At 62.8% G+C, this 15,156-nt stretch carries 16 protein-coding genes; 9 read left to right on the forward strand and 7 right to left on the reverse strand.

Annotated elements, in window-relative coordinates:
- The first annotated feature begins 145 nt into the window (after positions 1-145).
- Both ABD919_RS11380 and ABD919_RS11385 read left to right on the forward strand, forming a co-directional pair.
- Positions 146-370 (forward strand): hypothetical protein, encoded by a 225-nt coding sequence (locus ABD919_RS11380; RefSeq protein ID WP_345236132.1) that lies wholly within the window; start codon positions 146-148, stop codon positions 368-370.
- 93 nt (positions 371-463) lie between these two features.
- Positions 464-1,159, forward strand: coding sequence for a metallophosphoesterase family protein (locus tag ABD919_RS11385; protein WP_345236133.1), 696 nt, complete (start codon positions 464-466; stop codon positions 1,157-1,159).
- 100 nt (positions 1,160-1,259) lie between these two features.
- Here ABD919_RS11385 and ABD919_RS11390 read toward each other — a convergent pair whose 3' ends face one another.
- Entirely contained in the window at positions 1,260-2,057 is a 798-nt protein-coding gene (locus ABD919_RS11390) for a hypothetical protein (RefSeq protein WP_345236134.1), read from the reverse strand.
- Between the two features lie 54 nt (positions 2,058-2,111).
- A complete protein-coding gene (locus tag ABD919_RS11395; RefSeq protein ID WP_345236135.1) occupies positions 2,112-2,594 on the reverse strand; it encodes an RNA polymerase sigma factor in 483 nt (160 codons plus the stop codon).
- Positions 2,595-2,870: 276 nt separating this feature from the next.
- Here ABD919_RS11395 and ABD919_RS11400 point away from each other — a divergent pair, with 276 nt between their 5' ends.
- The 4 genes from ABD919_RS11400 (at position 2,871) to ABD919_RS11415 (ending at position 7,922) form a co-directional block, all read left to right on the forward strand.
- Positions 2,871-4,163 carry a serine hydroxymethyltransferase gene (locus ABD919_RS11400; protein ID WP_345236136.1) on the forward strand — a complete coding sequence of 431 codons (1,293 nt, stop codon included), beginning with the start codon at positions 2,871-2,873 and terminating at the stop codon, positions 4,161-4,163.
- Positions 4,164-4,397: 234 nt separating this feature from the next.
- Complete coding sequence (gene tatC, locus ABD919_RS11405) at positions 4,398-5,240, forward strand: twin-arginine translocase subunit TatC (protein WP_345236137.1); 843 nt, start codon at positions 4,398-4,400, stop codon at positions 5,238-5,240.
- 100 nt (positions 5,241-5,340) lie between these two features.
- A complete protein-coding gene (gene rpiB / locus ABD919_RS11410; protein WP_345236138.1) occupies positions 5,341-5,769 on the forward strand; it encodes a ribose 5-phosphate isomerase B in 429 nt (142 codons plus the stop codon).
- Positions 5,770-6,014: 245 nt separating this feature from the next.
- Positions 6,015-7,922 carry an ATP-binding protein gene (locus ABD919_RS11415; protein WP_345236139.1) on the forward strand — a complete coding sequence of 636 codons (1,908 nt, stop codon included), beginning with the start codon at positions 6,015-6,017 and terminating at the stop codon, positions 7,920-7,922.
- A gap of 254 nt (positions 7,923-8,176) precedes the next feature.
- Here the strand turns inward: ABD919_RS11415 and ABD919_RS11420 are convergent, their stop codons facing one another.
- Complete coding sequence (locus ABD919_RS11420; RefSeq protein ID WP_345236140.1) at positions 8,177-10,219, reverse strand: M13 family metallopeptidase; 2,043 nt, start codon at positions 10,217-10,219, stop codon at positions 8,177-8,179.
- Positions 10,220-10,378: 159 nt separating this feature from the next.
- On the reverse strand, positions 10,379-10,765 hold the full coding sequence (locus tag ABD919_RS11425; protein ID WP_345236141.1) for a hypothetical protein: 387 nt from the start codon (positions 10,763-10,765) through the stop codon (positions 10,379-10,381).
- 222 nt (positions 10,766-10,987) lie between these two features.
- On the opposite strand from ABD919_RS11425, the gene ABD919_RS11430 reads away from it, so the two are divergent.
- The 3 genes from ABD919_RS11430 to ABD919_RS11440 are packed head-to-tail and all read left to right on the forward strand — an operon-like array spanning position 10,988 to position 12,181.
- Complete coding sequence (locus ABD919_RS11430; RefSeq protein WP_345236142.1) at positions 10,988-11,584, forward strand: hypothetical protein; 597 nt, start codon at positions 10,988-10,990, stop codon at positions 11,582-11,584.
- Positions 11,585-11,612: 28 nt separating this feature from the next.
- Positions 11,613-11,942, forward strand: coding sequence for a thioredoxin family protein (locus ABD919_RS11435; protein WP_345236143.1), 330 nt, complete (start codon positions 11,613-11,615; stop codon positions 11,940-11,942).
- A complete protein-coding gene (locus ABD919_RS11440; protein ID WP_345236144.1) occupies positions 11,939-12,181 on the forward strand; it encodes a DUF6952 family protein in 243 nt (80 codons plus the stop codon). Before ABD919_RS11435 ends, ABD919_RS11440 begins: the two co-directional genes overlap by 4 nt.
- Positions 12,182-12,191: 10 nt before the next feature.
- On the opposite strand, the gene ABD919_RS11445 is transcribed toward ABD919_RS11440, so the two are convergent.
- The 3 genes from ABD919_RS11445 to crtD form a co-directional block, all read right to left on the reverse strand.
- A complete protein-coding gene (locus ABD919_RS11445) occupies positions 12,192-12,776 on the reverse strand; it encodes a TetR/AcrR family transcriptional regulator (protein ID WP_345236145.1) in 585 nt (194 codons plus the stop codon).
- A 119-nt stretch (positions 12,777-12,895) separates the two neighbouring features.
- A complete protein-coding gene (locus ABD919_RS11450; protein ID WP_345236146.1) occupies positions 12,896-13,567 on the reverse strand; it encodes a carotenoid biosynthesis protein in 672 nt (223 codons plus the stop codon).
- A gap of 77 nt (positions 13,568-13,644) precedes the next feature.
- Positions 13,645-15,153, reverse strand: coding sequence for a 1-hydroxycarotenoid 3,4-desaturase CrtD (crtD, locus tag ABD919_RS11455; protein WP_345236147.1), 1,509 nt, complete (start codon positions 15,151-15,153; stop codon positions 13,645-13,647).
- Positions 15,154-15,156: the final 3 nt, after the last annotated feature.

Consider the following 15,156-nt stretch of genomic DNA (forward strand, 5'->3'; position numbering starts at 1 on the left):
ACTGGCTGGCTTGGCACTGGCTCGCCTTTACCGTCCTGTTGCTGCGCAAAATCGCCCCAACCCCGACTTCCTAAACAGCTTCATAATCAGCACATCAAACAATCAACACATCAATCCTTCCTTTCCACATTAACCTCCTACCGTCATGCCCTACAAAAGCAATAACACCAACCAGCAGTCCAGCGAAAACAAAGGTGCCCCGGCCGGCGAAGGCCTGCCTAAAGGCACCGGCGACCTGCCCGTAAACGAATACGACCCGGAAACCCAGGCCCGCCTGGAGCAGGAAGCCCTGGATGCCGGCCTGCGCCACCCCAACCGCAACCTCGACAAGCCGCAGCTGGATAAGCCCGACTACGGCGGAGGGCACTAGTTGAACCCCAACGGAAGGGCGTCCTGCAAGGCAAAAGCTGGCAGGACGCCTTTTTTTGTGTAATTACCAACCGGAAACCTACGTCCCTGCCTTTTGCGCTACGCTACTTCCGACATTCATGGCTGCCTGCACACCTTCCGCTACCTGGTGGAGGAGCAGCTGCGCCTCACGCCCGCCGACGAGCTGTACCTGCTGGGCGACTACGTGAACAAGGGCCCCGACAGCAAGGGCGTGCTTGACTACATCATGCAGCTGCAGGCCAGCGGCTACCAGGTGCGCTGCCTGCGCGGCAACCACGAGCAGGAGATGATTGACGCCGCCCGCCGCCGCTGGCGCCTGGCCTGGCTGGGCCGCGTAAACCGGCAGGCTACCCTGCGCAGCTTTGGCGTGCACCGGGCGGCCGCTATTCCTGGCCTCTACATCGATTGGCTGGAGTCTTTGCCCTACGAGCTGGAGCTGCCCGACTTTGTGCTGGTGCATGCGGGCTACAACTTTGCCCTGCCGCCCGAGCAGATGCGGCAAGACTACGCCACCATGCTGAACACCAAAAAATACGTGTTTGACGCCTCCCGCCTGGGCGGCCGGCGTATGCTGCACGGCCATGTGCCCACGAACACAGCCAAGGTGCGCAAGCTGGTGGCCGCCCGCGCCGGCGCCATCGTGCTCGATACCGGCTGCGCTTACCGCCACAACCCCGAGCTGCGCCACCTCGCCGCCCTCAACCTCGACACCTGGGAGCTGACGCTGGTGGAAAACCGGGAGCCTCCTTATGTCATTGCCCGGAAGTAGAAGGGGGGTATCAGTTAAAAGGTGAGAGTTAAAAGTTAAAAAGCAGAACGGCCTTTTGACTTTTAACTCTCACCTTTTAACTAAAAGCACACGCAGCAGGCTACTCGGTCAGTACGCCCGCTGCCACGGCCTGCCGGGCGGAGGCGCGGTAGGGGTTTAGGGAGTCGGCGGCCACGGCGCGCAGGGTGGAAAGGGCCTCGGCACGCTCCTGCGCCTGCCAGTAGGCCATGCCCAGGTGGTAGCGGGCGCGGCGGCCGAGCTCGCCCTGGCTTTCCTCGCTGAGGCGGCGCAGGTAGGCCTGGGCGGCATTGCCCTCGCCCTGGCGCAGCAGGAAGATGCCGCGGAAGTAGCTCAGGCTGTCGGGGGCCACTTTGGCGGGCGAGATGCGGCCCAGGGAGTGCAGCGCCGCCGGGTAGTGCCCGGCCTGGTACTGGCTCAGGGCATCGCTCAGGAAGGGGTTGCTGTGCTGCATGGCGGCTGTTACCTGCGGGCCGGGGTCGGGCTGGTAGTAGCTTTCCCAGTTGTCGGAGGGGTTGACGGCGGGGCGGGTAAACCACCAGGCACCCAGCCCGGCCAGCACCAGCACCAGCAGCCCGGCCCCGAGCAGCGTGGCCAGCCGCCGCTGCCGCTGCCGGGTGCGCCGCTGAATGCGCAGCAGGGCATCGCTGCGCTGGTCCATGCGCTCGTTGAGGGCGCGCAGGCGCTGGCTCAGGATGTTGTGGCCCGCCGCCCAGCGCAGGTCGGCCGTGAGCTGCTCGAACGCGGCGTGGGCCTCGGCCAGGTCGGGCTCGTTTTCCAGGCGCGTCTCAAAGGCCTCCTGCTCGGCGGCCGACATCTCGCCGTCGGCGAAGCGTTCCAGCTCGTCCAGGTAGGGGCGCAGGTCGGGGGGCGGTGTCAAGGGAATAGTGTTTGAGGTTGGGATGCGTGCTGAGTACTCGCTACTCAATACTCATTACTTGGTCAGCAGGTCGTAGAGCTTGCGCAGGCAGGAGTTCTTCTGGCGGCGGGCCACGGTGGCGTTGGGGTAGCCCATCTTGGCGCCCAGGGTCTGGGCATTGTAGCCGCTGAAGTAAAAATAGGTGAGCACCTGCTGGCAGTCGGCCCCAAGCTGGTTGAACAGCACCAGCAGGCGCTGGCGGCGGCTGGCTTCGGCGGCGGGCAGGGGCTGCTGGGCGGGCACGCCGGCCGCCAGCCGCTGCTGGGCCATGCCGTAGATGTGGGCCCGCAGGTCGGTGGGCATGATGGTGAGCCGCCCGTCGGCCACTTGGTCGTAGAAGTCGAGCAGGGTGTCCTGCAGCAGCTCATGGGCCTGGGCCGGCGGCAGCTTGTGCTGGCGCTGGGCCCAGCGGGCAAACAGCAGCCGGCTGCGCTGGTAGAAGTCGGTCAGAAACTTCTGGTTGCCCACGCGCAGGTGGGTAAGGGTTTCGGCAAGCATGTTTTCAATGAGCAGTGAGCGATGAGCAATGAACAGTGAACAATGAGCAATGAACAGTTAGCAATTGCCCGGGTGTCCGAAAGGATGGGTGCCGAAGGTAGGAACGACGAGCGAAAGCTGGTACCCAGAGTATCCTGCTCCAGCACCTACGGGCTACCCCGGCTTACAGTTAATGATGAATAGCTTCCCTTGCCTGAACCCCTAACTACTAATTGCTAACTGTTCACTGCTAACTGTACACTGCTAACTGTACCCTGCTCCTTGTACCTTTGGCCTATGCAAACCTCCGCCACCTCCCAGCTACGCGACAGCGCCATCTTCGACCTCATCAACCAGGAAAAGGCCCGCCAGACCCACGGTTTGGAGCTTATCGCCTCCGAAAACTACGTCTCGGAACAGGTGATGGCTGCCCAGGGCTCGGTGCTTACCAACAAGTATGCCGAGGGCCTGCCCGGTAAGCGCTACTACGGCGGTTGTGAGATTGTCGACCAGGTAGAGCAGCTGGCCATCGACCGGGTGAAGGAGCTGTTTGGCGTGGCCTGGGCCAACGTGCAGCCCCACTCCGGCGCCCAGGCCAACGCGGCCGTGATGCTGGCCTGCCTGCAGCCCGGCGACAAAATCCTGGGCTTCGACCTCTCCCACGGCGGCCACCTTACCCACGGCTCGCCCGTGAACTTCTCCGGTAAGCTCTACCGCCCCAGCTTTTATGGGGTAGAAAAGGAAACCGGCCTCATCGACTGGCAGAAAGTAAAGGAAACCGCCCGCCGCGAGCAGCCCAAGCTCATCATCTGCGGGGCCTCGGCCTACTCGCGCGACTGGGACTACAAAGCCCTGCGCGAAGCCGCCGACGAAGTGGGCGCCCTGCTGCTGGCTGACATCTCCCACCCTTCCGGCCTTATCGCCAAGGGCCTGCTGAACTCGCCTTTCCAGCACTGCCACATCGTAACCACCACCACGCACAAAACCCTGCGCGGGCCCCGCGGCGGCCTCATCATGCTGGGCCAGGACTTCGAAAACCCCTTCGGCCTGAAAACGCCCAAGGGTGAAATCCGGCCCATGTCGGCCCTGCTCGACGGCGCCGTATTCCCCGGCACCCAGGGCGGGCCGCTGGAGCACGTGATTGCCGCCAAGGCCGTGGCTTTCGGCGAAGCGCTAAGCCAGGACTACGCCGACTACGTGAAGCAGGTGGCCCGCAACGCCCAGGCCCTGGCCCGGGCCTTCGTCGGGCTGGGCTACGACATCATCTCGGGCGGCACCGACAACCACCTGATGCTGATTGACCTGCGCTCCAAGGGCCTCACCGGCAAGCTGGCCGAGAACACCCTGGTGAAGGCCGACATCACCATCAACAAAAACATGGTGCCCTTCGACGACAAGTCGCCCTTCGTGACCAGCGGCATCCGCATCGGCTCGGCGGCCATCACCACCCGCGGCCTGGGCGAAAGCGACATGGCCCGCATCGTGGAGCTGATTGACGAGACGCTGATGAACCACGACAACGAAACCCGCATTGCCCAGGTGCGCCAGCAGGTGAACCGCTGGCTGCAGGACTACCCGCTCTTTGCTTAACCAATGAGTGAATGGGTGAATGGGTGACTGGCTGAATGGGTGAATGGGGACAATAGCTGGACGGCTGAATGGCTGAGGAGTGGCAATGGGTGAATGAGTCCAGGTAGCTCGTTCTATCGTATCTGCTCCACCATGCTGCCGTTGGCCACACGGCCGCTCTACTGGCCTCATTCACCCATTCACCCAATCAGCCATTCGCTCATTGCCCCATTCACCCATTCAGCCATTCAGCCATTGAACCCGACTCCATCGCTGGACGACCAGCAAGAAATGTCTTTCCTCGACCACCTCGAGGCCCTGCGCTGGCACATCATCCGGTCGGCTATTGCGGTGGTGGTGTTCACCACCATTGTCTTCCTGTCGAAAGACTTTTTGTTTCACGACCTTATTCTGGGCCCTTCGCGCAACGACTTCTGGACTTACCGGATGATGTGCAAGCTGGGTAAGCTGCTCAACCCCGATGGGCCCTGCGCCGAGCAGGTCAACTTTATCATTCAGAACCGCACCATGAGCGGGCAGCTGGCCATGCACATCAGCAGCTCTTTCATCATGGGCATTGTGCTCACCTTTCCCTACCTGTTCTGGGAGCTGTGGCGCTTTGTAAAGCCCGGCCTGTACCCGCACGAGCGGCAAAACTCGCGGGGAGCGGTGCTGTTCGTGTCCATCCTGTTCATCCTGGGCATTCTGTTCGGCTACTTCGTGGCCGCCCCGCTCAGCATCAACTTCCTGGCTTCCTACACGGTGGATGCCAGCATCGAAAACCAGATTGACCTGCAGAGCTACATCAGCACCCTCACCACCATGACGCTGTCCTGCGGCTTCGTGTTTGAGCTGCCCATGATAGTGTTTTTCCTGGCCAAAGCCGGCCTTATCACCCCGGAGATTATGCAGGTCTACCGCAAGCACGCCATCGTAGTGATTCTGGTTATTGCTGCCGTCATCACCCCGCCCGACATTTCTTCCCAGATTATTGTCACCATTCCGGTGGTGCTGCTCTACGAGCTCAGCATCCGCATTGCCCGGGCCGTGCGCCGCAACGATACCGCTCGCCTCAACAAAGAGCTTACGAATAGTTAGTTGTTGGTTGTTCGTTGTCAGTTGTCAGTCCGTTCTGATAAAGCTGACTTTAGAGCACCCTGACAACTAGCAACAAACAACTGACAACTAAAAAAGCACTATGAAACTCGCACTAGGGTCCGACCACGCCGGCTTTACGCACAAGGAGATGCTTCGCAGCTGGCTGCAAGAGCAGGGCTATGAGGTGCAGGACTTCGGCACCCACTCGGCCGATTCCATGGATTACCCCGACGTGGCGCATCCGCTGTCAGCGGCCGTGGCGGCCGGGGAGCCAGCCCGGGGCATCCTGCTCTGCGGCTCGGCCAACGGGGTGTGCATTACGGCCAACAAGCACGCCGGGGTGCGGGCGGCCCTGGCCTGGCTGCCCGAAATTGCCGCTCTGGCGCGGCAGCACAACGACGCCAACGTGGTGTGCATTCCGGCCCGCTACGTGAGCGAGGAACAGACCCGGGAAATAGCCTCTATCTTCCTCAACACCGCGTTTGAGGGCGGCCGGCATCAGAACCGGGTGGGCAAGATTAACTGCTAGGCCCGACGCCTCGGGAGATGGCAGGCAAGCCCGGGCTTGGATGTGTCCAATTAACCAGGTTTTTCTGTTAGCCGGGTCAAGACTGAATCACAGGCCCGATTTGGGGAATGTGGCCGGTATGTTATTGACTTTAAGGTGTTCTGAAGCCCTGTTCAAAGCGGGTTTTGTTTTTGGCTGGACTTGACTATCTTTGATAAGGTCAATTACTGTCAAGCATGGAGCGCCGCCGTTGTCTGCTGATATGCTTGCTCGGCGCGTGCGGGCTGCTGGGCTTGGGGCAGGTTGTGGCCGGCCCCGGCAGCACCGTGCCCGATACCATGCTGTTGCAGCGAGAGCTGGCGGCTTCGCAGCCCGACACGGCCCGTGTGCGGCGCCTGACGGCGCTGTGCTACGTACTGCACGACGAGCATCCGGCCCGGGCCCGCACCTATGGCGAGCAAGCCGTGGCCCTGGCCCGCCGGCTGCCGGCCAGGCAGCGGGCCCCACTCTTGCTGAACAGCCTCCTCCACTTGGCAAGCTGCTATGCCAACCTCTCGAATGGCCCCCAGGCCCTGCGCCTTATCGGGGAGGCCGAGGGGCTGGCCCGCCGCCTGCGCCATGCCGATGGGCTGGCGCGGGCGGCCGCCGCCCAGGGCAGCATCTTTCACGAGCGGGGCGACTCCATAACAGCCTGGCAGCACTACCGCCGTGCGCTGCAGCTGGCCGAGCAGCCCGACGTGCAGCCCCGCACCCGTATGAAGCTGCTGGGGAATGTGGCCACGCTGCTTTTTTTTCGCAAGCAGCATGCCCGGGCGCTGCAGTACGACTCGCTGGCCCTGGAACTGGCCCGCAGCAGCCACGACGCCGTGGCGGAGTCGCACTACCTGGCCAGCCTGGGCACCTACCACCTGCAGCTCAACCAGCTGCCCGAGGCCGAGCGCCTGCTTACCCGGGCCCTGGCCATCAGCCGCCGCGAGGGTGCCCGCCGCGTGATGGCCAGCCAGCTGGAGCTGCTGGGACTCTACTACATCGCCACCGGGCAGACTGGCCGCACCCACGCCGTAACGCTGGAGGCCCTGCAGCTGGCTCGCGCCTGCGGGTTTCAGGAGCGCGTGCTCGATGCCTACAGCATCCTGAGCGCCGAGGCCGCCGAGCGCCAGGAATACCGCCTGGCTTATGAGTGGGGACAGCGCTACCAGGCCCTGCACGACTCGCTCAACAGCCGGCAGACCATGCAGGCCCTGGCGGCCACTCAGGCCAGCTACGAAAGCCAGGAGCGGCTGCGTCACATTCGGGAGCTGACCCAGCAGCACGAGCTGGAGCTGCTGCGCTCGCGGCTGCTAGGAGGCCTGGCCGCCGTGCTGCTGGCGGGCCTGCTGGCTGTGGGCTACCTCTACCGCAAGCTGCAGCGCAGCCAGGCCGCCCTGGCCAGCAGCCACGCCGCCCTGGAAGATGCGTCGCAGGAGCTGCGCGGCGTGGCCGTGTTCAAGGACAAGCTCTACGCCATTGTGGCCCACGACCTGCGCGGGCCCGTAACGGCCTTTGCCGGCGTAACCGGGCTGATTGACTCTTACATCCGGCAAAACAACCAGGCCGAGCTGGCCCGGCTGCCCGCCATCGTGCGCCAGGCCGCCGACAGCCTCAACCGCTTGCTCGACAATGTGCTGAACTGGGCCGTAAGCCAGACCGGCGAGCTGGCCTGCCGCCCCGAAGCGCTGCCCGTAGCCGACCTGCTGGCCGAATGCCAGCAGCTCTACCTCACCACGGCCGAGGCCGGGCAACAGCGGCTCACGGTGGCCTCGCCGCCCGGCCTGTGCCTGCTGGCCGACCACAACATGGTGCGTACCATCCTGCGCAACCTGGTGGGCAACGCCCTGAAGTTTACCCCAGCCGGCGGCCACGTGCATCTGGAAGCTGCCCCCGACCCTGCCGACCCACACATGGTGCTGGTGAGCTGTACCGACACCGGCACGGGCATGAGCGCAGCCACCGTAGCCGCCCTCATGAGCGGCCCCGACGTGCCCGAGCCCGTGGCCGTGCCCAGCGCCGCAGGCCTGGGCCTGGGCCTGGCGCTATGCCGGGCATTCGTGCACCGGCACGGCGGCACCCTGGTTATACAAAGCCGCCCCGGCGCCGGCACCAACGTAACGGTGAGCCTGCCGGCAGCGGGGTGAATTGGGTGATGAAGTGAAGAGGTGATGGAGTAATGGGGTGATGAGGTGAGGAGGTGATAAAGGGAAAGGACGTCATGCTGAGCGGAGCAAAGCGGAGTCGAAGCATCTTTACCACGAGAGTAAACCTTTTTCAAGGGGAATTACTGCTGCGGGTAAGATGCTTCGGCTGCGCTCAGCATGACGTTCTTTACTTTCCTTCCACACTTCCTCACTTCATTACCCCATCACCTCCTCACCTCATTACCAAAAAACCATCACCAGATAGTCACCCGGGCGCTGTCGGCGCGGTAGAGCTTCTGGCCGGGCTTCACGGCAAAGGCTTCGTAGAAAGCGGGCACGTCGGCCATGGGGCCGTTCACGCGGAACTGGGCGGGCGAGTGCACGTCCGTGAGGATGCGGGAGGCCAGGCTTTCGTCGCGCTGGTGGTTTTGCCAGCCCAGGGCGTAGCCCAGGAAGTAACGTTGGGTGGGAGTGAGGCCGCCAATCTTCTTTCCTTCCTGGTACTGCTTGGTTTTCTTGAAGGCATCGAAGGCAATGACGATGCCGCCCAGGTCGGCAATGTTTTCGCCGGCTGTAGCCTTGCCGTTGATGTGCAGGCTGTCGAGCACGGTGTAGGCATCGAACTGGCGCACAATGGCGTCGACGCGCTTTTTGAAGCGGGCACGGTCGTCTTTGCTCCACCACTCCTTCAGGTTGCCCTGGGCGTCGAACTGGCTGCCTTCGTCGTCGAAGCCGTGGGTGAGCTCGTGGCCGATGGTGGAAGCGCCGGCGTAGCCGTACACCAGCGCGTCGTCGGCATCGGCATCGAGCAGACCGGGAATGGCAAAGGCCGCGGCGGGCAGCACAATCTCGTTGTTGCTGGGGTTGTAGTAGGCGTTATAAGTCTGGGGCGTCATGTCCCACTCGGTGCGGTCTACCGGCTTGCCCAGCTTGTTCAGGGCGTAGCGGTACTTCCACTCGTTGGCCCGCATCACGTTGGCCGCCAGGGAGCTGCGGTCGATGGTCAGGGAAGAGTAGTCGCGCCACTTGCTGGGGTAGCCCACTTTGGGCGTGATTTTCTGCAGCTTCACCAGGGCCACTTTCTTGGTGGGCTCGCTCATCCAGTCCAGCTTCTGGATGTGCTCGGCAAAGGAGGCCGACACGTCCTTCACCAGCTTTTCGTAGCGGGCCTTGGTTTCGGGCTTGAAGTACTCTTTCACAAACAGCTGGCCCAGGGCGTCGCCCAGGGCGCTTTCCTCCATGTCGAGCACGCGCTTCCAGCGGGGGCGCTGGCTTTTGGCGCCGCGCAGCACGGTGCTGTAAAAGCGGAAGTGCTCCTGGTCGAAGCCCGCCGACAGGGTGGGGGCAAAGGTGTGGGCCAGCTGCCAGCTCAGGTAAGCTTTCCAGTCGGCCAGCGGCGCAGTTTTCAGCAGCTTGCCCACGGTCTGGTAGAACTCGGGCTGCCCCACAATAACGGTGTCGACTTTGCCCAGCTCCAGCTGGGTGAGCCAGGGCTTCCAGTCCAGGCCGGGGGTGAGCTGGTTGAGCTCGGCAATGCTTTTCTTGTGGTAGTTGGCGTAAGGGTCGCGCAGGGCTTCGAGCTTGCGCGACGACCTGGCCAGCGCAGTTTCCAGGCTCATCACGCGCTGGGCATTGGCCTGGGCAGTAGCCTCGTCCTGGCCCAGCAGCCGGAAGGTAGCGGCCAGGTGGCGCAGGTACTCGCGGCGGATGTTTTTGGTGCGCTCGTCGGTGTTGAAGTAGAAGTCGCGGTTGGGCAGGCCCAGGCCCGACTGGTACAGGTACAGGGCCATGCGCTCGCTGTTCTTGGCATCCTGATAGATACCCGGCCCAATCAGCGCATCCACGCCCAGGGGAATAAGGCGGGCCACCACGCCGGGCACCTCGGCCACCGACTGCATGCCTGCAATGCGGGCCAGCTCCGGCTGAATAGGGGCCGCACCCAGCTGGTCGGCCTTTACGGAGTCGATGCCAACGGCCCAGAAGTCGCCGATTTTCTGCTGGTTGCTGCCCGGGGTGGCCTTGGCTGCTGCGGCCTCCTCGCTGGTCTGCCGCAGGCGGGCATAGATTTCATTCTGCACCTCTTTGCCGATGCCCCAGCTGCTTTCGGAGGCCGGAATGGGGTGGCTTTTCAGCCAGCTGCCGTTGGCGTAGGTGAAAAAGTCGTCGCCGGCCGCTACCGTAGTATCCAGGGCGGCCTGCAGCAGGTCGGGCTTGTCGGCGCTGGTTTTCTGAGTGTTGGAATTGCAGGCCGTGGCCAGGGCGGCCAGCAGCGGCAGCGAAAGTAGGTGTTTCTTCATGAGGGGGGAGGAGCCGGTGGGCTGACGGAGCAAGCCAAAGCGCCGGCCGGGTGAAGCCAGGCCGGACAGGCATTGCAACGACAATGTTAGCGCAAAACCGTTGCAGCTGCACCGTAGGAGCCAGCTAAGCAGCCAGCATGGCTGGGCCTGGGCGCGCAGCTAGTCCTGGGCCGCCATGCTCTCGAACAGCTGAATGTGGAGCTGGGTACCAAGGCGGTGCTGCAGGTCTTCCCTGGCCAGCTGCCCAAAGATGCCGGCCGACACCACTTGGCCGATAAAGCGCAGGCCCTCGGCCATGGTCAGGGGCGTCCAGACCTGCTGAATCCAGTCGTTGGCTTCCATAAAGGTGCCCACCAGCTCGCGGTGGTCGTTGAGCAGCTTGGGGCAGGGCTGCTGGCGTATCATCTCCAGGTAGGTAAGTCCTCTATCCACAACGCTGCCCAGGGTTTGGCGGCCAAACCATTGGGCATGAATCCAGTTGTTGGCGTGGTCGTATCGCAGGGTGAGGTAGGTGCTGCCGTCGCCCCGGCGTAGTGCCGTTGTCATGGAAGGTAATGGAAAAGCCCTTGAGCAGAAATCCCGCCAGCAGCAGCAAATAACGTAATGGGGCGTTGGCAGCTTAAGACACCGGCGGGGGGAGCTTAGCACAGCGGGCCTCCGCAGATGGCTATCCGCAAGCAGGTTGGTTGCGGTAGTTGCGCTCAGAAAAAAGTTGTTTACCCATTCTCTGCTGGCTTTGGCAATGCCGGGGCTAGCTTGGTCAAGCTTATGCTCACACTTCTGCTCGTGTTAAACCTGGTGCTGGCCGCTTACCTCTGCGGCGTGGTATGGATGGTGCAGCTGGTGCAGTACCCGGCCTTTGGCCTGGTGCCCAAAGCGGCCTGGGGGGCCTTTCATGCGGCCCACTCCCGGCGCATGGGCTGGGTGGTGGGGGCGCCAATGGTGGCCGAGCTGGCCCTGGCCCTAGCCCTGGCCTGGGTGGGCCGGCACGAGCTGCCCGGCAGCGGGCCCTTCTGGGCACTGGCGTTGGTGGCGGTGGTATGGGCGGCTACCTTTTTCATTGCCGTGCCCTTCCATCGCCGCCTGTCGGAGGGCTTCGACTATATCGCCATCGACGGCCTGACCCGCACCAACTGGCTGCGCACCCTGGCCTGGACGTTTCGCGTAGGGCTGCTGGGCGCACTGCTGCTGTCGGACATCAATGCCAAACAAGAGGCAGGCAGAGTCGCCCCGCGGCCCCTCGCGTCGGCGAAACCGTCCCGCCGGGTATTGTTCAATCCAGTCGTCCCCATAAGCTGTTCTGCGCGAAAGCGTGCAGGGGCACGGTGCTGCAGCTGCTCACCAGTATTACACACTGCTTCCTAGCAGGTTTACCACATTTAACTTGAATCAAATGAATGTAATGGAGGCCACCGACGCCAACTTTCAGCAGCTGCTGGCGGAGCACGACAAAGTAGTGGTGAAGTACTATGCCGACTGGTGCGGGCACTGCCGGCTGTTTGCCCCCCGCTACGAGCACCTGGCCGAGCAGTACCCCGGCCTTACGTTTGTGAAGGTAAACGCCGAAACCAACCCGCTGGCGCGGCGGCTGGGCCAGGTGCACGACCTGCCCTTCTTCGCGGCCTTTCGGGAAGGGCAGCTGGTTGACTTCCTGAGTACCATGCAGGAGCAGGACGTGGCTGGCCTGCTCGACAGCCTGCAGGCTACCTTGTGGCCGCAATGAAGCCCGCCGCTATCAAACACCTGGTGGAAACCCAGTCGCTGCCCCGGCTGCTAGCCGCCGAGCAGGCCTTGCTGCGCGGCGCCAGTCCTGGCTTTCCCATCAGCGGCGACAGTGCCGGGGAGCAGCTTACCCATGTGCTGGCGGCAGGCTTTATTCTGGGCTATATGCAAAAAAATGAGGCCAGCTTTGCAGCGGCCTCGCGGGTATTCTTTCAACGGGTGCGGGAGTCAATCAGCTGAGCCCGGGCGGCTAAATACGAGAAAAATGATTGGCCGCAATCCGAGCGCCTTCATCGGTGCACAGGCCACGAATGTAGTAGAGGAAAATGCAGCGGAACACCTCGGCCATGTTGTAGCGCTCGGGCGGAAACACGGCCGGATTCAGCAGCATGTTGGTTTGCTCCAGCAGGATTTTGGTGACCAGCTGAATGTTGATGTCGGACCGGAACAGGCGCTGGCGGATGCCCTCGTTGAGCAGCTGCTGGAGCTGGGGCGAGGAATAGGTATCCAGGTGCTGCATGAGGACGTCCCAGGCCTGGGGGAATTTTTGCTGCATCACGGCATAGTACTCCGGAGGCGTATTGGCCAGCTCGGTGAGCCCCTGCTGAATGAGGCCAAACAGCCGCTCAACGGCCGTGGGGTACTTTTGGAAGATTTCCACGTGCTCGCGCTTCTGCCGCTCCAGGTCGGCCAGGGTTGCCTCTTTCACCAGCACGTGCCGGTTGCTGAAATGCACGCTGAGCTCGTTTACCGGAATATGTAAAGCGGCGGCTACGGCTTCATCGGGGGCAGCATCGGCGCCGTAGCGGCGAAAAACCGGTACTACTGCTTCCAAAGGTGCCGAAAAAGAGTGAGTAGAGAGGGCCATAGGCGTTTGAACTAACAGAGTGACAAACAGGGGTACCGGCACTCAGGTTCATAAGAGGAGAAAAAACCGCTTACAAGATGCGCAACTTATTGCAAGGAGCCTAAGAAAAAGAAAAAAAGAAGCTGAACCAGGTAAACGAGCGGGGCCAGCTTATTGTGCTTTTTAAAACCGGCCCGCACAAACAGCACCTGAAGCAGGCAGGAGAAAATAAACCAGTCGCGAAAGTTCTGGAAAGGAATAACGCCGGCGCTCCAGTGCCAGAAGTCGTAGGTGCTGGCCACAGGCTCCAGGCACAGGTCGAAGCCCACCATGAGCAGGGCGCCCAGCAGAATGCGCGCCAGCTGGGGCAGGGGCAGGTAGTGGGCCAGGTTGCCGCATACATACGTGAGCACCAGCCAGTTCAGCCCGATGAGCAGCGGTACGCTCAACACCTTCAGGCCCAGGGTATCGCCGTAGGTGTAGTGCCCGAAAAACTTGCCGGTATGCACGCCAACTACCTCGGCCATGTAGCCCATCAGGCTCACGGTAAAGCAAAAGCTCCAGAATGCAGCGTTGCGCCCCGGCTGAAAAGCCAGCAGCAGCAGCGCGGTAAGGATGAGCGTGAGGGGAGTAAACTCCTGGTAAAATTCCGGATTGTCGGAAAACGCCAGCCCCAGAAAACCCGTGATGTGAAAGAGCAGCACCAGGCCCTGGGCCACGCGCAGGCGGCGGGTGTTGGTGTTGGAAGGAACAGGGGTTACGCGGTTTGAAGACTCCATCTGAAGGAGTTAAAAGTTAAAAGGTGAGAGTTAACCCCCGCTTTTTAACTCTCAACTTTTAACTTTTAACTAGCAAATCAACTATCAATAAGCTGGGCCACGATTTTGGCAGACAGCAGGCAGAGCGGAATGCCACCGCCCGGGTGCACCGAGCCGCCGCAAAAGTACAGTCCTTCCAGCCGCCCCGAGAAGTTGGGGTGCCGCAGAAACGCCGCCATGGCGTTGTTGGAGGAGCTGCCGTACAGCGCCCCGCCAAACGACGACGTGTCGGCGGCAATGCCCGGGGGCGTCCAGACCCGCTCGGCCCGCAGCAGGGGCGCCAGCTCTACGCCCAGCGCCCGGCTGAGCTTGGCCAGCACCACCGCCCGGGTGTGGGCCGCGAGGGCCGCCCAGTCCTGGCCCTGGTCGTGGGGTACGTTCACCATCACAAACCAGTTTTCTTGGCCCGCGGGCGCATCGGTTGGTGTCTTTTTGGCGGTGATGTTGACGTACACGGTTACGTCGTCGGCCACGGTTTTATCCTGAAAGATGGCCTCAAACTCACGGCGGTAGTCGGCCGAGAAAAAGATGTTGTGCAGGTCCAGCTCGGGAAACTCCCGGGCGATGCCCCAGTAAAAAATCAGGGCCGAGGAGGAGCGGGGCTGGGCCAGGGTGCGCTCGGGGGCGGGCTCCCGGGGCAGCAGGCGGCGGTAGGTGGGCACCACGTCCATGTTGCTCACCACCCGGCCGAAGTCGTACACATCCCGGGCCGTGCGCAGGCCGGTAACGCGTCCGGCGGCCGTCAGGATTTCCTGCACGGGCTCGTTATAGCGGAACTTCACCCCAAACTCTTCGGCCAGCTGCACCAGGCTGCGGGCGATGCTGTAGATGCCACCCTCGGGGTAAAACGCGCCGATGCCGTGTTCCAGGTGCGGTATCATGCTGAGCGTGGCCGGCGCCTGGTAAGGGTCGGAGCCGTTGTAGGTGGCGTAGCGGTCGAAGAGCTGCACCAGGCGCGGGTCGGCGAAGGCCTGGGCGTGGCGCTGGTGCATGGTGCCCAGCAGGCCCAGGCCGGGCAGGGCGGCCAGGGCCTTGAGCACGTCGGCACTGAGGTAGGTGCCCAGCTTGTGCAGCGACTTGTGCAGGAAAGTGCCGGCGGTGGCCTCGTAGGCGCGGGCGCTGCGGGCCAGGAAGCGGCGCACGTCGGCGGCCGGCACGTTTAGCTTCTGTTCGACTTCAGCCGCAAACTTTTCAGCGTCGGCCCAGGCCGTGAGGCGGGTGCCATCGGCAAAGAAGTAGTTGGTAATAGGGTCGAGCCGCTCGTAGCGGAAGTAGTCGGCCGGGTCGCGCTGGGCCAGCCGAAACAGGTCGTCGACCAGCTGCGGCAGGGTAAACAGCGAGGGGCCGGCATCGAAGCGGTAGCCGCCGGGCAGCTCAAACTGCTGCATCTTGCCGCCAAAGCTGGGGCCGGCCTCAAACACTGTGACGGCGTGCCCGGCTACGCCCAGCCGCACGGCGGCGGCAATGCCGGCAATGCCCGCGCCGACGATGGCCACGGGCTGCTTTTGAGCAACGGAATTGGAGCGTTTTGCTTTAGCTTGCCTCACGGA

It is taken from the genome of Hymenobacter saemangeumensis (genome assembly GCF_039541835.1).
Classification (GTDB): domain Bacteria; phylum Bacteroidota; class Bacteroidia; order Cytophagales; family Hymenobacteraceae; genus Hymenobacter; species Hymenobacter saemangeumensis.